Source organism: Drancourtella sp. An12 (assembly GCF_002160935.1).
Taxonomy (GTDB): domain Bacteria; phylum Bacillota; class Clostridia; order Lachnospirales; family Lachnospiraceae; genus Sellimonas; species Sellimonas catena.
In genome coordinates this window covers 40879-59795 of the sequence record NZ_NFLO01000012.1, presented here as the reverse complement: position 1 = coordinate 59795, position 18917 = coordinate 40879, and the positions used below count along the sequence as shown (strand labels likewise).

Below are 18917 nucleotides of genomic sequence, written 5' to 3'. Positions count from 1 at the left end.
CTGTTTTATCTGTCCGGGGAGCGGGAAATACCCGGCTATAACTGTCAGATTGTTACTGATAAGGCGATAACAGGCAACAGGTATCATGATACTCCTGTCCGGTCATAAAGTCGAGCATATAAGGGCCCCCCGGAAAGAAGGAATCTTTTCGGGGAAGACGAGGAGCTATGCAGCGATAGAGCTTTGCCGCTTGCGGTGAGGCGAGCATAGCGAAATCAGCTCCGAGGATGTCGCAACAAGTGAGGGCAGCTTTGGGAGAACCTCAGAGGGGCACAGGCCCGTGGAGCTGATCAGCAGTCAGCCGCTTGATGATTTCCCTGCATGAATTACATGCGATAATAGCCGGGGCGTCGAGGACAAATAGGCTGAAACAGGCATTTATGGTAGCCGGATACAGAGAAATGCTTTGTGTCCGGCTGATACATACCCGCTATGAATAATAGTTTCAAAAGAGCGGGGGGAGAGCCTTTCCAGAACAAAGAGGGTTCTAAGGCGTATAGAGGAAGGAGATATAATTGTGGAAGAACAAGAAATGCGGCGTGGAGAGATTTACCATGCAGATCTAAATCCTGTTATCGGGAGTGAACAGGGCGGATACCGCCCAGTGCTGATCATCCAGAACAACCGGGGAAATCAGCACAGTCCAACGGTTATTGTTGCAGCTATCACAAGTCAGCCAAAGACAAAACTGCCGACACATGTACCGATCAGTGGAATCAAAGGACTGGAGAAGAATTCTTTTGTGCTGTTGGAGCAGATCCGGACACTGGACAAGGGGCGTCTGGACGATTATGTTGGCAGGCTGAACCGAGAGCAGATGATAAAAGTGGATAAGGCACTGCGTACCAGCATGGAAATCAAAAAACTGGATAAACCGATTCTGATGTGCTTATGCCCGGTGTGTGCAAAGCCATTTTACAATTCAAAGGAACACTTTATCATTCGGGCGGATCAGGATCAGACAATAAAAGAAACGTGTATGTTCTGTAATGTACGACAGGGATACGATTATTTAATAAGGAAGAAATATTATTGAGAGTTTTCAAATACAGGAGAAAGGTAAAAGTGGAAAATGAAAAGATATTACTAAATGTGGAAGAAACAGCGAATTATTTGAATCTTGGAAAAACTAAAACAAGAGAACTGATGAAGGAGAATGAGAAAATTTTTGTTGTGAAAATTGGCAACCGCAATTATGCACATAAGATATTGTTGGACAAATGGCTGCTTGCACAGGTAAGGAAATAAGTCAAGGGTGTGGAGAAATTTTTCGCACCTTTGTTTTATTTCTGAGTAACTGATATTTTGGTCATGTACTTGATAACGATGTTTTGAAGGAGGCATATCTTATGGCAAAAAAATTACCAAGAGGAATAAGGGAGAATAAAGGAACCTATGAAGCAAGGGCAATGATCAACGGGATCAAAATTACTTTGTACGGATCAGATTTAAATGCGCTTATTGAAGAGTTCACAAAAGCGAAGGAAAAGGCGAAAAGCAGCCAGGATTACAGAAAAAACAGAATTACGTTGAACGAATGGTTTGAAGAATGGTTTTCAACTGTTAAGGCTCATAGGGTAAAAGAAACAAGTATCAATCCTATGAAGAACAATTTTAAAAGAACTTTTGGTTTTTATATAGGCTCTAAGAAGATAAGAGATATAAAGCCTATGGATGTACAGCAGGCTTTGAATACAATGGAAAAAGACGGTATTTCCAACAGCGCTATGAGGGAGGCGCTGGGCAGACTAAGAGAGTGCATGGATTTTGCTTTAGGAAGTCAAATGATCTCAGTGAACCCGTGCATGATTGTTGAAGTACCGTGGACATATAAAAAAGCGAAAGAGGAAATTGCATTGACACAGGAAGAACAGAATGAATTTTTAAATGAGGTAGAAGATAGTTGGTATAAAGAAATGTTCTATTTTATGTTTCTGACAGGAGTGCGTGTTGGAGAACTGGGCGGGCTCCAGTGGCCGGATATAAATTTTACAAGAAAGATTACGGAAATTAACCGCTCACTGAGCTGCAGCTATTATAATGGAGAAAAACGAGAAATATTAGTTACTCCAAAGACTGTAAATTCCACCCGGCAGATTCCGTTTATGGGAGAAATAGAAGAGATATTAAAATCTCAGCGTGAAAAACAAGTAAGACTGAAAAAGGAGCTGGGAAACCGGTGGCGAGGGAAAGAAGAACTGGGAGACTTGGTATTCACTACAAGTATGGGAAGTACGTGCAGCAGATATATCGTGGAAAAGGAAATTAAGAAAGTGATAAAGCGGATGAGGGAGAAAGAAGCTGTACTTGCGGTTCAGGAACACAGAGAGCCGAAGATCATCCGTGACTTCCATCCACATACAATACGACATACTTTCGCAACCAGATGTTTTGAGAAGAAAATGGAGCCGAAAGTGGTGCAGAAATTGATGGGGCATTCCAGTATCAGTATTACGATGAATATTTATACCCACGTTCTGGAGAATAAAATGAATGAAGAGATTCAGAAATTTGGTTCTGCTAATACAGAGCAGACAACCCCATATGCTGATCTGGATATTCCGAAAAGAACGATTACAGCTATGAGCCATTGCTAATCTGGATTTTTTGGGGGGATGATTCTCCCCCCCAAAAAAAATTGAGTTTGGAGCGCTGATTAGTAATATAAGAAAAATTTTGACTCCCTCCCTATTTTGGGGATTATCTGCAAAAGAGAATTATAGGATTCTTTCCAAAGACTTTTATATAGAGTCATAGGCAGGTACTTGTAGCTAGGAAAGGTTTGGAATATAATAAAAATGGTAAGGAGGATAAAGAGTAAGAGATAGAATTACAACATTTACTAGTTATTTAGGAGTATCATAGATGGAAAAGTTGAAGAAGACAGTTTCAGAAATACATTTATATGAAAATAAGATCGAGTCACTTATAAAAGTAGTGATTTGGATTATATCGTGGATAGGTGGTATATTAGTTCTGCTAGGGGACGAAAACAAAGAAGTATTAGGCAGTGCTTATTTTATTTATATGTTATCATTGCTAATGGAGTTCGTTCCTAAAATATATGATAAGACACAATTTTGGAGTAAATTTTTACATACACTATTATGTTTTATTATGTCAATAGTCTGTTTGCTATCTGTCAGTATATTATTCGGAGTGTCATTGCCTGATTTTGGATATACACTAATGTCAGTATTAACAATCATAGTGATAGCCTATATGTCGATAGACTCTTTTATATTATGGTTAGAACCTGCAAATAACTTAGCTAACATAGAAAATAGTAATAGTGATAATAATTTGGAAAATGAAGAGCTAGAATTTTCTGAACGATTATTGAAAGGAAACTTAGGGAATATAGACAAAGGAGCAGGAAGTAATGAGTAAAATTTTGGCATTATTAAGCGGAAAAGGTGGAAGTGGAAAGACTACTTTGGCTCTTAGCATGTCTTCAATGTTGTCGAAATGTGGAATTAGAGTTTTATTAGTAGACTGTGATTTGAGTACAAATGGAGCTACATATTTCTATGAAGATCGACTTCCTGAACACAATAGAAATACGATTTCTTTTTATAATATAATATTTGGAATTGGAGATCAGGAAGGGGCAATTAATATTGACAAAAATATGGATTTTATCCCATCAATTACTCAAATTACAAAACAGAATACAGAGACGTATTCGTATCGAGAAAATGATGAAAAAATTTTGAAAAACATGAAGGCAAATTATGATGAAAAGTATGATATAATTATATTTGATTGTCAGGCAGGGTACACAGATAGTTTAAAATTAATACTACCTATAGTTGATATAAATTTGGTAGTGATGGAAGCAGATGCAATTAGTTCATCTGCTATAAGAAGTTTGTATTTAAAAATTGGTGATTTCCTGAATGATCGAAAAGTATATCAGATATTTAATAAAGCTACAGATGAGGAATATCAAATTTATTCTAAAATATCAGGTGGAACAGTGTTCACAAATATAGAAACTGTAAAGTTTGACTGGAAGATACGGAAAGCATTTTCAGTAGCTGAAATTCCAGATATGGAAATAACAAGTGCAAATTATGGTATACAAATATATAATATTTGTAAAATACTTTTCAAAGAAGAAAGCATTCAATCCAGATTAAATAAATATCAGGTAGTTATTGAAATAAACAAAAATTTGGAAGAAGAGAAACTGCTAGAAAATAAGATTAGTAAATTGAAGGAGGAAACGAATAAATCATACAAAAAAAAGAGTAGATTAGTTTTAACATTAGGTATTACTACTAGTGTTATAGCGCTTTGTAGTTCCTTTTTTACAATGATAGATAACAAGATTTTTTTAAATTCCGAAACAGAAAACTTCTTATTATTAATCTGTTTATTAGTCTGTATATTGTTTTGCTGTGCATTTGTGTTATATTCGACTTTGGAAAATGTTAAAGAGAGAAAAAGTCAATATAGACAAACGGATTTATACAGAAAGCAGTTAAGTATGATTCTTGAAGAACAGAAAAAATTACAGGAGAAATATAAAACATTTAGTGATGAAAGGGATAACTAAATTTTTTCTGCTGTCTGTTTTTTAGAGAAACAATGTATTAGGAGATAATTTTAAAAGCTCTGCTTATGTATTTAATTATTATTGTATAGAAACAAGGGCGTTGCTTTTGTATGAAGAATTTTGTGTAAAGTTATTGCTAATATGGTATGGCATTTGGGGGATGATTCTTCCCCCCCCCAAGTCCTAAAGCGGAATCCCCCAAACTGAGGGCAGAGAAGTGAAATCGTTATTAAAAGAAAAATTTCAGTTCCCCAAATGAAAATTTGGGGGAAAGCCGGAGAACGGCAGGAACAGATTTTGGCAAAAATCTTGAAAATAAAGGAAAATACATAGCTTATGAGAAGGAAAGTAGCAGCTCAGGCTGGTATGTAATTTTTAAAAAGTATTAAGGCCCTTGAAGATACCCGTTTTGCGGGATTTTCAAGGGCTTTTTTGTATCGAATAAAATTGACCGCTTTTATAACACAACAAAAGGTGATATAATGTTCCAAGACAGTGACTTAAAGTAAAAAGGAGATGAAGGATGAAACGATTGGCTGCGGGGATTCTCTGCCTTGCAGGAGCGGTGCTCCTTTGTGGAGCCTGGACGCAATTTCGCTGGAATCAGTTTGAGATACCTGAGATTATTGGTTCGGAAATTGCCGGTGTTGGAAAATCCGAGGATGAAGCATGCCGGGAGTGGTTTTCAGATTATACAGATGCGCTTCAGGGAATGAATGTGCCGTACGAATACCGGATTTACGATGCCGTTCTGAATCAGGTGGAAGTGCTGGACGGCAATGGTTATGTGCAGCTGGATTACACCATGGTACCGGCCGCTGTGAACAGTGAAATTATTCAGAATCTGGAACTGGTGTATCTGGGCGGTCAGGGAGCGGACCACGCCCTGTCCGGTATTGATTCAAGATATCTTTACCGGGGACAGATGGTAGTAAGACTGGAGGAGGAAAACGGAATCTATAAGATTACGGAAAAAATGCGTCCGGTGGATTATCAGATTCAGTCTCCGGAATTTCAGGAGGAGATCCGGACACCTCAAACCCAGCATTATGCGATGCGGACAGACAGAGAAGAGACCTATTATATTGATGACGGAGTGCTTTATGTTACCTATGACGGCGGAGGGACCTTTGCAGAGGTACCGGATGGCTATGAAAGAGTCTGCCGGGAGACAAACGGCCTGTATGATGAAAACCTGGAGGATGGAAGTTATCTGATATCTCCGGAGTTTACCGCATTTCTCGGATTTGACAGTGAGGGGACTGTTATGATTTACAGTACCGATCAGGGAGCAGTCTGGCAGGAGAGCAGGATCACAGATCTGGGATATAAAGCGGGTACGTACCTGTCAAGAATCGGAGATGGCTGTGTAGCGGTTTTTGCTATGGACCGGTCGCTCGGAACGGATTATTATGGGATCTGGATGACGGACGATATGAAAACATGGAGACAGATTTCCACTGGCGAGAGCATGATGACCAATGTAAGTGCCGCGTTCTGGGTCGATGCTCAGACAGGATATTATGCATCCGGACAGGAGCAGAGTGTATTTTATTGGACTGTCGATCAGGGACAGACCTGGCAGGAAATCACGCTTCCTCAGGCGGATGCGGTTATCGAAAAGATGGGATACAATCCATTTGACCAGGTGGAGCAGTTCTATCTGGAAAACGGTGTTTATTATATGGTCGTTGGGCAGGGGGACGATGGAGATTATACGGATCAGGGAAATCTGATCAAAGCATTGTTCCGGTCCGAGGATGGAGAACAGTTTACATTTGAAAAAGAAATCACAGATTCTTTGCAGGAAGCAGGATAGGAGGACAAGATGACGAAGAAAATTTGGAGATTACTTTGCATTCTTTCGCTGTTTCTTGCGGGAATGCTTTTATTTGAAGGAGGAATCCTGTTTTTTCAGTATGGGGCAAGACGGGAAGGCCTTTACTCCGCTTTTGCAGGAGGATGTGCCGCACTGTTTTTCCTGACTGCATTTGTGAGAAGCTTTGGAGAAGAAGGACAGAAAGAATACAAAACCTGGAAGATGGCTCTTGCGGAAGGGAGTGCTGCACTTGTCTCCACAGGGGCGGCCCTTTATGTATTCCGGTATCAGCCGTTGGGTTTTCAGTTCAGGACTGCCGGAATTGTACTGTGTGCGGCTCTGGTTTTTATCTGGCAGAGCCTGTTCAGCAGAAAAAGCAGACGGTTGCAGGAAGAAAAGATGAAAAAGACACTGATGGGGCTGTTCCCTGAATGCCGCGATCAGACTCAGCTTACAGAAGCCCCCCGGATTGATGAGCAGGTGCAGAAGACTCTTCTGGTAAAAATGCAGATCTGGGAGCTCAGATGGTGTATTGGACTTCTGGCCGTGGGACTGATTGCAGGCCTGGCGGCGAATATTAGAGGGAACTGGCAGATCTGGTTCCTTGGACTGGTCATTGCAGTGGGATTTGCGTGGCTTTGCGGAAGAGACAGTATCCACACGGCAAGAATTCTGTCAGAATTTGTGGAAAGGCAGCAGAGCAGAGAGATGATTATTTTTTTCCTGTGCTACTACAGCAGGGCCAAAAGACGGTGGGAAAGCATGATTCCGACACTGCAGATCTATCTTCCGATTGCACTCTGCCAGAGCTCGGAATACGATAAAGCGCTGGACCTGCTTGCGTGTATGAAGAAACGGCCGGAGGAAGAGGCGTATTATCTTGTATGGGAGGCAGAAGCGCTGAAGGCAAAAGAGGACTGGGGTGCCCTGAAAGAGACGCTTGGAAAACTGAAAGAGGCAATTCCTCACATGCCGAAAGCAAGACGTGCTGAGATGGAAGAGAAGTATCAGGCATACGAAAGAATATGGAAAGAGAAAGGGGAATGATGGTATGAGAGAGAGTGATTCCGCCACACTAATGACTGAGGGATCAATTTGGAAGAAGATTACTTTTTTTGCAGTGCCCATTTTTCTGGGCAATCTGTTTCAACAGATGTATAATACAGCGGATTCGCTGATAGTCGGTAATTTTCTTGGAAGCAATGCGCTGGCTGCGGTCAGCTCGTCAGGAAATCTGATCTATCTGATGATCGGATTTTTCAATGGAATCGCACTTGGAGCAGGAGTTGTGATTGCGCGATATTTTGGGGCAAGAGACCAGGAGAACGTGGAGAAGGCAGTACATACAACGGTAGCTTTCGGAATCGTGGCGAGTATTGTCCTGACGATTGTCGGAGTATTCTTTGCCCCTCAGATTCTTGTCTGGATGCAGACGCCGGCTAATGTCATGCCGGAGTCAACGGAATATTTCCGGGTCTACTTTATGGGATCCGCGGGATTTGTCATGTACAATATGTTCGTAGGAATCCTGCAGGCAGTGGGAGACAGCAAACATCCATTGTATTATCTGATTCTTTCATCCATAATTAATGTAGTTCTGGATATTGTGTTTATTACGGTATTTGATATGGGAGTGGGCGGAGCTGCCTTTGCTACCGATATTTCTCAGGTGGTCAGCGCTGTACTCTGTATGATCCAGTTGATGCGGTCCAAAGCGGAATACCGGCTGAACCTGCGGAAAATCCGGTTTGAATGGGATATCTTTAAACAGGTGATTCAGTTCGGTCTTCCATCCGGATTTCAGAATTCCATCATCGCCATTGCAAATGTTGTAGTACAGTCCAATATCAATTCCTTTGGCGAAATGGCCATGGCAGGATGCGGAGCATACTCCAAAATCGAGGGGTTCGGATTCCTGCCGATCACCAGCTTCACAATGGCACTTACCACATTTGTCAGTCAGAATCTGGGAGCGAAGAATTATGAGCGCACGAAAAAGGGTGCAAGATTCGGTATTGCCTGTGCCATGATCCTTGCGGAAATAGTAGGAATCGTGATCTTTCTTGCTGCCCCTGTTTTTGTTGGGGCATTTGACCGGACACCGGAGGTGATTGTATTTGGAACCGAGAGGGCACGGACATCTGCGCTGTTCTACTTCCTGCTGGCGTATTCGCACTCTATAGCGGCGGTACTGAGAGGAGCCGGCAAATCAGTTATACCTATGATTGTCATGATGATTTTCTGGTGCGTGATCCGTGTGGCGGTGCTGACAGGCGTGTCGATTTTGATTTCGTCCATTGCGGTAGTTTACTGGATCTATCCGCTGACATGGACTTTGAGTTCTGTCGCATTTTTTATCTACTATAAAAAGGCAAACTGGCTGTATGCCTTTTAAGACAAAGAGAGCTTCGGTATTGAACTGTCCGATACACAGGACATTCAGACCGGAGCTTTTTTGCGCATTTATGAAGATTATTAAGAAAAACGAAAGATTGGTCGAAGCAGATTGACAAACATAATATCCTAGTGTACTATTTAACTAGTTCACTGATACGGAAAGGAGGACAAAAATGGAATATCGTGTTGAAGCACCGATCTACATGCAGGTTATCAGAGATATTAAAAAGCGGATCGTCCGCAGACAGCTGCTTCCCGGAGAAAAGCTTCCGTCCAACAGAGAGCTTGCCGTTCTTTATAAGGTGAATCCGAATACGGCGGCAAGAATCTATAAAGAGATGGAAGCGGAAGGATATTGTTATACAAAGCGGGGACTTGGAACTTTCATTACGGAGGACGAAAAGATGCAGGAAGAGTTAAGGAAAGAGATGGCAGAGGCACTATTAAGTGGATTTATAAAAGAAATGCTGGATCTTGGATTTAGTAAAAACGAAATCATTACCCGGATAGAAGCATTTGATGAGGAGGAAGAGTTATGATTGCAGAAAGCAGAAGACTGACCAAGGCATTTATGGGAAAGAAAGCGGTAAAGGATGTTTCGCTGAAGATACGAAGTGGATCAATTTACGGGCTTCTTGGACCGAATGGAAGCGGGAAAACAACCTGGATGAAGATGATGACAGGATTTATCAAGCCGACACAGGGGGAAGTTGTTTTTGACGGGGCTCCATGGAATTACCGGGCGAAGAATCAGGTTGCCTACATGTCAACAGAGCCGTTTTACTACGATTTTATGAATATCGGCATGGTAGGAAAATACTACAGCGACTTTTTTGAAGAATTTGATCAGAAAAAGTTCCACGATCTGATTGCTAAAGTAGGTCTCTCGGAAGAAATGAAAATGCGGGAGATTTCCACCGGTATGATGGCAAAGCTGAAGGTGATCGCAACGCTTTCGAGAAAAGCGATGCTGTACATGCTGGATGAACCGCTAAATGGTATCGATCTGAAGGCAAGAGAAGAGATTATTGATGTCATTCTGACAACAGTCAGCGAGAAAAATGCAGTGATCATTTCTACACATCTGATTGAGGAGATTGAGTCCTTTATCGACCACGCCATCTTTATGAAAGACGGCAGTGTGATTTATGAATGTGACGTAGAAGAAGAACGAATGCGTTCCGGAAGAAGCGCGGCTGATCTGTACAGGGAACTGATGTAAAGGGGGAAGGAAAATGGGAAATCTGATTAAGTATGAATGGAGAAAGCAAAGACTGACTAGAATTTTGATCTTGGCCTGCCTTCTGGCTTTTATTGTACTTTTTTTAATCGGCGGTCTGATCAAAAATGAAACCATAGTTGCGGTCAGTATTTTAATTATCACATTCGCAGGGATGTTTGGCATCTTTTACGTAGGAATTGAAAATCTGGTGATTTTAAACAGGGACCTGAAGACAAAGCAGAGTTATATGCTCTGGATGGTACCGCATTCCACATACGAGATTCTTGGAGCAAAACTGATTGCAGGAATTCTTCAGATGGTATTTGTCTTTCTTGCATTTTTTGCTGCAGGAGTGGTAACCGTTACTGTGACAGCGGCAAGTGAAGGATCTCTGGGAGATCTTTTGAGATCTTTGGGACGGCTCTTTAAGGAAGTCACAAACAGTAATGTTGACTGGGGGGCTTTTTTCGGAGTCTGCCTGCTTCTTCTGATCTCCTGGATTAATGTAATGATGGTAGGTTTTCTCGCAATCATTCTGACAAGAACGGTGCTGCTGAATGCAAGATTTGGAGGAGTGATTGCAGTGATCGTATTTTTCCTGATCAACATCGGGATTGAGAGGATCTATGTACTTTTCGATTCCCTCATTGATATGGCACCGCTTGGCGGGATGGGCGGAGTCAGCCTCTTTGACTACATTTTCTATATTGTCATGACAGTCCTGGCATTTTTCCTGACCGGATGGATTGCAGATGAGAAGCTGAGTGTCTGATAGAAGGAAGATCATAAAAAATACTTATAATATAATTAAAAATCATAATATGTCACGAGTGTGATTCGGGTATATAATGGATGTAACACTGGAAAAGAAAGAGATTCATCCACAGGAGGAAAAGAAGAAATGAAAACACTCGTGATCGGAGGTGTCGCGGCCGGAACTAAGGCTGTTGCAAAACTGAAAAGAGAAGACCGCAGCGCAGAGGTGACCCTGCTTACAAAAAGCAGAGAGATCTCCTATGCAGGCTGTGGTCTTCCATATTATGTAGGAGGACTGATTGAAACAGAAGAGGAGCTGATTGTTAATACACCGGAAAAATTTGCAGGTCTGACAGGTGTGCAGGTGCTGACCGGGAGAGAGGCGGTTGGTCTTGATCCGGAACGGAAATCCGTACATGTAAAAAATCTGGATGACGGCACGGAAGAGGAGTATACCTACGACAACCTGATTCTTGCTGTCGGAGCGTCTGCCATTGTCCCGGATGTGCCGGGAATCCGCCTTCCGGGGGTATTTCAGATGCGGACACCGGAGGATGCCCAAAATATGCGGTCCTATATGGAGGAGCATGAAGTCAGACGTGCGGTGGTGGCAGGAGGCGGTTTCATCGGACTGGAAATTGCGGAAAACCTGCATGCCAAAGGAATTGCAGTGACGGTCATTGATATGGCGCCTCAGATCATGCCAAATGTTCTTGACCCGGAAATGGCGGCCTATGCGAAGCGCCATCTTCAGAAGAAGGGAATCCGGATTCAGACAGGCACTGCGTTGAAAGCAGTACTTGGCGGGGAAAAGGCGTCCGGTATTCAGACGGATCAGGGAACGATTCAGTCAGATATGGTCGTTGTTTCAATCGGAATCCGTCCGAATACTGCATTTTTGAAGGACAGCGGAATTAAGATGGACAGAGGAACCATTGTAGTGGACGGACAGATGAGGACGAACCTTCCGGACGTGTACGCGGCAGGAGACTGCGTTGTCGTAAAGAACCGGATTACCGGGAAACCGCAGTGGTCAGCCATGGGATCTTCCGCAAACTATGAAGGAAGAACACTGGCACAGATTCTTGCCGGAAAAGAAAAGAACTATCCGGGCGTACTTGGGACAGGCGTCGTAAAGCTCCCGGGAATGAATGTAGGAAGAACCGGCCTTACCGAGGTGCAGGCAAAGGAAGCAGGGTATGATGTAGAAACGGTTCTTGCCGTGACAGATGATAAAGCCCATTATTATCCGGATGCAGATTCCTTTGCGACAAAGATGATTGCAGACCGTACAACCCACAAACTTCTTGGAATCCAGGTGCTTGGGGCCGGAGCAGCAGATAAGATGACAGATATTGCCGCAACGGCAATTGCGATGGATGCCCGGCTGGAAGATCTGGAGAATCTGGATCTGGCCTATGCGCCGCCGTTTTCCACGGCGATCCATCCGCTTGTACAGGCAGCGTATATTCTGGAAAACAAAATCAGCGGAGAAATGGTCAGCATGACTCCGGCGGAGTATGCCGAAGGAAAAGCAAAAGGCTATAAGGTGGTAGACGTCTGCCCGAATCCGCAGATTGCAGGAGCATTTTATGTGAATCTTTCCTCAGTGAACGGACCGATTGACGGGCTTGACAAAGACGAAAAGCTGCTGCTTGTCTGCCTGAAAGGCAAAAGAAGCTATTTCCTTCAGAACCGGTTAAAGGCATATGGATATACAAACACAGTCGTGCTTGAAGGTGCCCGGTACTTTAATGATGTCAAAGTAGAAGGGGTAAAATTCAAGGTTTCCCCGGAAGATATTACGAGAGTAAAGGCTCTGGGATTTCTTCAGGATAAGCGGACCGAGGACTGCTTTAACGCCCGCGTCATCACACGAAACGGAAAGATTACCGCGGAGGAAAGCCGTGTAATTGCCGAGGCGGCAGAGAAGTTCGGAAGCGGGGAAATCACCATGACCTCCCGGCTTACCATTGAGATTCAGAAAGTACCATATGCGAATATCGAACCGCTGCGGGAATTCCTGGCGGATGCAGGACTGGAAACGGGCGGTACCGGATCGAAGGTACGTCCGGTGGTATCCTGTAAAGGAACGACCTGCCAGTATGGACTGATTGATACCTTCCATCTGTCGGAAGTGATCCATGAGCGGTTTTATCACGGCTACAATCAGGTGAAGCTTCCGCACAAGTTCAAGATTGCGGTAGGCGGATGTCCGAATAACTGTGTGAAACCGGATCTTAATGATCTTGGAATTATCGGGCAGAGAGTTCCGGCTGTGGATCTCTCCAGGTGCCGCGGCTGTAAAGTCTGCCAGGTGGAAAACAACTGCCCGATCCATGTGGCAAGGATGGAGGATGGAAAGATCCGGATCGATGGAAGTCAGTGTAATCACTGCGGACGTTGTGTGGGGAAATGCCCATTTGGCGCGGTGAATACGGAGACGGAAGGATACAGAGTTTACATCGGAGGAAGATGGGGTAAGAAAGTGGCTCACGGACGTGCTCTGGAAAGGGTATTTACAAGTGAAGAAGAAGTACTGGATGTTGTAGAAAAGGCAATTCTTCTCTTCCGTGAACAGGGAATTACCGGAGAGCGTTTTGCCGATACGATTGAACGTCTCGGATTTGAAAACGTACAGAGTCAGCTTCTTTCTGATGAACTTTTTGAAAGAAAGCAGGAAAATCTGGCTGCACAGAAACATTTGAAAGGCGGAGCAACCTGTTAAGGATGAAGGAGAAGAGTTCAGGGATGCAGTATTTTACTGTGTCCCTGCTCTTGTTTTTAAGCTATAATTAAAAGTAAGAAAAGCGAGGAAAAGGAGGAAGAAGGAAATGGCATTATTACATGTGGATTTTTTCTCGGAAGTTCTGGAAAAGTGTATGAATATGGATGTGATCCTTCCGCAGAATACGACCAGTCAGATTGGAATGAAAGGAAATGCAAAGGCTGGAAAATACAAAACAGTCTATCTGCTCCATGGAATGAGTGATGATCATACAACCTGGCAGCGGAGGACGTCCATTGAACGATATGTCAGTGAATACGGGATTGCGGTAGTTATGCCGGATGCAGGGCTTGGATTTTATACAGATACGAAATACGGACTTCCTTACTGGACTTTTTTTTCACAGGAGCTTCCAAAAATCTGCCGTGAATTTTTTCCACAGTTGTCGGAAAAGAGGGAGGATACGCTGGCAGCCGGACTTTCCATGGGAGGATACGGAGCGTGGAAACTTGGCCTTGGAGCACCGGAGACATTCGGTGCAGCGGCATCTATGTCCGGAGTACTGGATGTAGCAAGAAGGGTAAAAGAAGAGGCTGCGGACATTGCGAGAAAACCGTCCGGTTTCTGGGAAGGAATCTTTGGAAATCCGGACAGGATTGCCGGATCGTCAAATGATCTGAAATATCTGGCAAAGAAACTGAAAGAAGAACAGAAACCGGAGCCAAGGCTGTTTGCCTGGTGCGGGACGGAGGATTTCCTGTATCAGAACAATCTGGATATGTGGGAAGAAATGAAGCGGCTCGGATATGAAGTTACAACCACAAGTTCCAGCGGAGACCACCAGTGGAAATACTGGGATGAGCAGATTCAGACGATTCTGGAATGGTGGATAAAATAAAGAAGTGAAAAGAATGAAACCACAAGAAGCGAAAGGAGTCACCTGGAAAAGCCTGCTGATAGCGGCTGTTCTTCTGATTGGCTGTGTCGTGTTTTATTTTGGTGTTTACCGCAAGGCGAATGAACCGGTTGCCGTACTGGATCGGACCAATGCGGCTCCCGCCGTTCATACATTATCAGAAGTGACCGAAATTCTTATGCAATATGATGATTTCTTTACAGAAGAGATGGTGGAACACCTCTCTCTCGAACAGAATTTTGGTACTTATATTATTCCTGGCCTGAAATCCACCAGAACGGTAAACAGTAAAACAGGTCAGTCAGACATCTGCACTTCCATGACGCCGCAGGGAATGGATGTGACGGAAGACTCTATTTTTGTAAGCGCGTACTGCCATACTAAAAAACACAATTCCGTACTGTATCAGATTGACAAAAAATCCGGGCGGTTTGTAAAAGAAATTATTATGCCAAACAGGACTCATGCCGGCGGCATTGCGTATGACAACCTGAATCAGGTGCTGTGGGTTTCAGATATGCTGAACGGGGAGGCAGCGGTAAGCTTGTATACAATGGAAGCTCTGGAAAACTATCAGTATGACAAGACAAAAAAGCCCCTTCCATTTTTGGAAACCCATGCGTTGGAGGGGCTTGCAAGAAATTCTTTCATGGCATTTCGGGGAGGGAGCCTTTATGCTGGATATTTTTCTCTTTCCGGGGACAGCATCATCAATCGGTATTCGGTGGATTTTGAAATCAATGAACAGAATAAGGAGGAATATGAGGAGCTGAACAGGGAGAGGGAACTGTTCAGCAATGTTGCAATTGACCAGGAATGGGCGGATATTCTTTCTCAGGTTCAGGGACTGGAGGTGTTCGGAAACTATCTGTTCCTTTCCCAGTCCTACGGATTTTCAGATTCCAAACTCCGTATTTATGAAAGATCTGTCATTGAATCAGAGAAATACAGTCTGAAGAAGAAAGAAGAGATTAAAAGCTTTTCGCTTCCCAACCGTATGGAACAGATCTGTATTCAGGATGGACGGCTCTATATGCTGTTTGAATCCGGTGCCTATGTTTACCGCGGCATCCCGGTCAACTGTGTCGACCGGATTATTTCGGTTGATCTGAAGGATGTCCTGAAGAATCTTGATTAGCTGAGGAGAGAAACGGGTTTTTCTGAATATGACGGTAAATCAGTGAAGCAATAACTTCGATATCCTCCTTCATACCATCCTCAATCCAGTGCAGAAAAATATTATAAAGCGCTCCGGAATAGTAGTAGAGCTCGTATTTCCTCGGGGAATCCGAATCTGCCATACCCGCAATGGTCAGCATATAAAAGTCCAGACCGTGCAGGATGATTTCGGAGCGGTTTGATTTTTTCAGGCAAAGCGCATAGTCTGCATATTTCTGAAGATAGCGCAGACCGTGGAGAATGTGATCATAAGTCTGAAAGCCGTTCTGAAGTTCTGGAAAATCATTGGCAAGCGACAAAGCATATTCTTTAATGATGCGAAACATATAGTCCATCAGAATCTCATCTTTGGAATGATAATTGCGGTAATAGGACATCCGGGATACACCGGCTCTTTCAGTAATATCGGTAATGGTGATGTCGTCATAATCCTTTGTGTGCATCAGCTGCAAAAGCGCATCCATGATGCAGCGTTTTGTAAAAGAAGGGCCTTTGCGTACCCGGCTGGATGAATTCATGAACAAAACCTCCTGATTTGTAACAAAAATGTAAAAGTATCTTGCTTTCCCTAAAAGCAAATGTTACAATTGTAACATTTAGTAATATGCCAGTAGTTTAGCAGAAAAACTGGGGAAAAGCAAGAGATACGGGAGGATGGATCATGCAGTTTGGTATTGTAAGTGACAGTTCCTGTGATCTGCCTGAGGCATATTTGCAGGCGGAACAGGTACAGATAGTATCATTTTATATTTCTTTTGACGGAGAAAATTATTATCAGGAGGGAAAGCAGATCTCTATTCCGGATTTTTATCAGAAGATGGCAGACAATCCGGACTGCTTTCCAAAGACATCCATGCCATCTGTTCAGGACTATGTGGATGCATTTGTCCCATTTGTCAAAGACGGAATGCCGGTACTATGTATCTGCCTTTCCAAGAAGCTGAGCGGCTCCATGCAGGCCGCCATCAATGCGAAACAGGTAGTGGAAGAGCAGTATGAGGGGGCAAGAATTGAGATTCTGGATTCGGCCCTTGCAACTGCATTACAGGGAATGCTTGTAAAAGCAGCTGTGGAAATCCGTAATGCGGGAGAATCCCTCGATGAGGCAGTCAGATGTCTGGGGGAAATTCGTAAAAGCGGTCATATTTTCTTTACAACAGATGATTTAAAATATCTGGAACATGGTGGAAGAATCGGAAAAGCTGCTTCTGTCGCAGGAAGCGTGCTGAAGATCAAGCCTCTTCTGCAGTTTTATGACGGAGAGCTCGGACCGGCAGAGCTTTGCCGGGGGAGGAAGAAGTCAATTTTAAAGCTCATCGAAAAAATGGAGACATATATGGAAGAGCATGACATTCATCCGGAGGATTATTATATTGTGACCGGAGTCGGGCTGTGGGTGGAAGAGTATGAGCAGTTTAAAAACCAGCTGGCGGAAAGACTGGAAGAAGCCGGTTTTCATGTGGCACAGTGGGAAGATATTCAGATCGGTGCCACCATTGGTGTACATACCGGACCATATCCTCTTGGTACCGGACTATTGAAGCGATGGAAAAAGGAATGTAGCTTTTTGTCGTTTTTCAGCAGCATTTTGTCGATAAGTGTAGTTTTTCCTGTTATTTTCAAAGAAAGTCGTTATGATAGTAGCGGAGGTTGGAAGGAGGAAAACATGCAGCTGATTTACGAAACATTGAGAAGTTTGGGTTTGACTTCAAAATATCAGGGATATCAGCAGCTGGCCGAGGCAACAAAGATCGTACTGGAAAACGACAACTTCATGCTGAATGTAACGAAGAATATTTATCCGGAGGTGGCATTCAGGCTGAAGGTGACTTCGCAGAGTGTAGAGCGGAATATCCGGACAGCGATAGAAGTATGCTGGAGGCAGAGCGGGCCGGAAGGCTTCAGCAAAATTGCGGGCTGTAAAATAACAAGAATTCCAACAAATGCAGAGTTTATAGACATGTTCGCCTTCTACATCAAAACTCATAGCTGATGAGGGATAAGGACTAAAAGAATCGCATACATCATTTTTGGGGACGTGTTCCGGTGTAACGGTACACGTCCCCAAAATTATTCTAAATGGAGGGTGGACGCTTTACAAATAGAAAAAAGATGATTATAATAGGTGGAAGTCAGGGGGCGGTTTTGTGGAAAGAGCAAATGAGTTTGAGTTGCCGGTACATTTTATCATGGCGGTATTCGGAGGATTTGTAGGTGCATATGCCATACTTGCAAGGATGAAGGTGTTCGGATCTGCGCAGACAGCAAACTTGATTGAGCTGGTGTGCAGTGTTCTGGGAAGGAATCCGGAGGAGGTGCTGACCAGGGTGGCGGCACTGTTGGTATACATGAGCGCAATGGTCGTTGCGGCGGTTCTCGCAAAAAAAGTACAATGGAATCTGAAGTATCTGGCAATTTTTCTGGACGCTTCTGCAATTCTGGCAGTAGGATATTTTCCGGAGAATATGGATCCGGTGATGGCGCTTTATCCGGTTTTTTTTGTCACGGCTTTTCAGTGGTGTGTGTTTCAGGGAGCAAAAGGATATACAAGCTCCACGATTTTTTCTACAAATAATCTAAAACAGACCGTCTTTGCCATAACAGAATACTTCCTATATAGAAAAGAAGAGAAAGTCCGTAAAGAGAAAGCGGAAAAGGCTCTTGTTTTTGGAGGTACGCTTCTCAGTTTTCATATTGGTGTCGGGTTTTGTTATCTGATATGGCTGCAGTATGGAATTCACAGTGTCTGGTTCGGGAGCATTCCTCTTCTGGCAGGGGCAGTGCTCCTTGTGATTCAGGATGTGAGGGGAAAAGCATATACACGGGAGCAGGATTCCGTTTCCTGTTCGTAACGATAAAAAACAGACTGCGGGGCAGTCTGTTTTGTTTGTCTTTACAATCGCAGCGAAAGAAAATCAGATCTCCATTTTCTTATAAGCCTCTTCAGGATCCAATGTGTAGGTTCCATCTTCGAACTGAAAGAGAGGAATCCCGATCGTATGTCCGTTCCGGACTTCTTCAAAAAGATCCATTGTGTCGCGAAGCTTCAGAAACCGTTTCAGATTTGCTGTTGACTTTGTAATATCAAAATAATTGTACTGGATACTGTCATCTGCATGCTCTTTTAAGTATGCTTTTGTATCAAGGCAGTCTCCGCAAATATCAGAACCATAAATAATGACTTTCATACCGTATATGCTCCTTTTTTGTTTTACTATAACATGGACCAAAGAAAAGTACAATATGAGATCTTCTGTTCTGAGTATGGTCTTCGGAAGAAAAAAACATTTTACATTTTGCCCGGATCGTGTAGAATAAAAGATGGATGTATGGGAGATA

Annotated in this window: 18 protein-coding genes; 16 read left to right on the top strand and 2 right to left on the bottom strand. The window is 43.3% G+C overall.

Annotated elements, in window-relative coordinates:
• Positions 1-517: 517 nt before the first annotated feature.
• The 14 genes from B5E64_RS11195 (at position 518) to B5E64_RS11130 (ending at position 15537) form a co-directional block, all read left to right on the top strand.
• Positions 518-1036 carry a type II toxin-antitoxin system PemK/MazF family toxin gene (locus B5E64_RS11195; protein ID WP_087168594.1) on the top strand — a complete coding sequence of 173 codons (519 nt, stop codon included), beginning with the start codon at positions 518-520 and terminating at the stop codon, positions 1034-1036.
• A gap of 29 nt (positions 1037-1065) precedes the next feature.
• Positions 1066-1248 (top strand): excisionase, encoded by a 183-nt coding sequence (locus B5E64_RS11190; RefSeq protein ID WP_087168628.1) that lies wholly within the window; start codon positions 1066-1068, stop codon positions 1246-1248.
• A gap of 101 nt (positions 1249-1349) precedes the next feature.
• Positions 1350-2597: a site-specific integrase gene (locus B5E64_RS11185; protein ID WP_087168593.1), complete on the top strand. Its 1248-nt coding sequence runs from the start codon at positions 1350-1352 to the stop codon at positions 2595-2597.
• Between the two features lie 268 nt (positions 2598-2865).
• Positions 2866-3390, top strand: a complete 525-nt coding sequence (locus B5E64_RS11180; RefSeq protein WP_087168592.1) for a hypothetical protein — start codon at positions 2866-2868, stop codon at positions 3388-3390.
• Positions 3383-4561 carry a ParA family protein gene (locus B5E64_RS11175; RefSeq protein ID WP_087168591.1) on the top strand — a complete coding sequence of 393 codons (1179 nt, stop codon included), beginning with the start codon at positions 3383-3385 and terminating at the stop codon, positions 4559-4561. Before B5E64_RS11180 ends, B5E64_RS11175 begins: the two co-directional genes overlap by 8 nt.
• Before the next feature lie 523 nt (positions 4562-5084).
• Positions 5085-6380: a hypothetical protein gene (locus B5E64_RS11170; protein WP_087168590.1), complete on the top strand. Its 1296-nt coding sequence runs from the start codon at positions 5085-5087 to the stop codon at positions 6378-6380.
• Positions 6381-6389: 9 nt separating this feature from the next.
• Positions 6390-7427: a hypothetical protein gene (locus tag B5E64_RS11165; protein WP_087168589.1), complete on the top strand. Its 1038-nt coding sequence runs from the start codon at positions 6390-6392 to the stop codon at positions 7425-7427.
• A gap of 4 nt (positions 7428-7431) precedes the next feature.
• Positions 7432-8775 (top strand): MATE family efflux transporter, encoded by a 1344-nt coding sequence (locus B5E64_RS11160; RefSeq protein ID WP_087168588.1) that lies wholly within the window; start codon positions 7432-7434, stop codon positions 8773-8775.
• Between the two features lie 175 nt (positions 8776-8950).
• On the top strand, positions 8951-9316 hold the full coding sequence (locus B5E64_RS11155; protein WP_087168587.1) for a GntR family transcriptional regulator: 366 nt from the start codon (positions 8951-8953) through the stop codon (positions 9314-9316).
• The gene (locus B5E64_RS11150; protein WP_087168586.1) at positions 9313-9999 is read left to right on the top strand and encodes an ABC transporter ATP-binding protein; all 687 of its coding nucleotides are present in this window, start codon (positions 9313-9315) and stop codon (positions 9997-9999) included. The genes B5E64_RS11155 and B5E64_RS11150 overlap by 4 nt, the downstream gene beginning before the upstream one ends.
• Positions 10000-10012: 13 nt before the next feature.
• Positions 10013-10771 carry a hypothetical protein gene (locus tag B5E64_RS11145; protein ID WP_087168585.1) on the top strand — a complete coding sequence of 253 codons (759 nt, stop codon included), beginning with the start codon at positions 10013-10015 and terminating at the stop codon, positions 10769-10771.
• Between the two features lie 129 nt (positions 10772-10900).
• Positions 10901-13483, top strand: a complete 2583-nt coding sequence (locus B5E64_RS11140; RefSeq protein ID WP_087168584.1) for an FAD-dependent oxidoreductase — start codon at positions 10901-10903, stop codon at positions 13481-13483.
• Between the two features lie 106 nt (positions 13484-13589).
• Positions 13590-14381 (top strand): alpha/beta hydrolase family protein, encoded by a 792-nt coding sequence (locus tag B5E64_RS11135; protein ID WP_087168583.1) that lies wholly within the window; start codon positions 13590-13592, stop codon positions 14379-14381.
• Between the two features lie 13 nt (positions 14382-14394).
• On the top strand, positions 14395-15537 hold the full coding sequence (locus tag B5E64_RS11130; RefSeq protein ID WP_087168582.1) for a hypothetical protein: 1143 nt from the start codon (positions 14395-14397) through the stop codon (positions 15535-15537).
• Here B5E64_RS11130 and B5E64_RS11125 read toward each other — a convergent pair.
• On the bottom strand, positions 15494-16096 hold the full coding sequence (locus B5E64_RS11125) for a TetR/AcrR family transcriptional regulator (RefSeq protein WP_087168581.1): 603 nt from the start codon (positions 16094-16096) through the stop codon (positions 15494-15496). The two genes, B5E64_RS11130 and B5E64_RS11125, sit on opposite strands and share 44 nt — an antisense overlap.
• A gap of 143 nt (positions 16097-16239) precedes the next feature.
• Here B5E64_RS11125 and B5E64_RS11120 point away from each other — a divergent pair, with 143 nt between their 5' ends.
• Together B5E64_RS11120 and B5E64_RS11115 are read left to right on the top strand one after the other, a co-directional pair.
• Positions 16240-17571 (top strand): DegV family protein, encoded by a 1332-nt coding sequence (locus B5E64_RS11120; protein ID WP_087168580.1) that lies wholly within the window; start codon positions 16240-16242, stop codon positions 17569-17571.
• 154 nt (positions 17572-17725) lie between these two features.
• On the top strand, positions 17726-18430 hold the full coding sequence (locus tag B5E64_RS11115) for a YoaK family protein (RefSeq protein WP_087168579.1): 705 nt from the start codon (positions 17726-17728) through the stop codon (positions 18428-18430).
• Between the two features lie 63 nt (positions 18431-18493).
• On the opposite strand, the gene B5E64_RS11110 is transcribed toward B5E64_RS11115, so the two are convergent.
• On the bottom strand, positions 18494-18766 hold the full coding sequence (locus tag B5E64_RS11110) for a hypothetical protein (RefSeq protein WP_087168578.1): 273 nt from the start codon (positions 18764-18766) through the stop codon (positions 18494-18496).
• Positions 18767-18917: the final 151 nt, after the last annotated feature.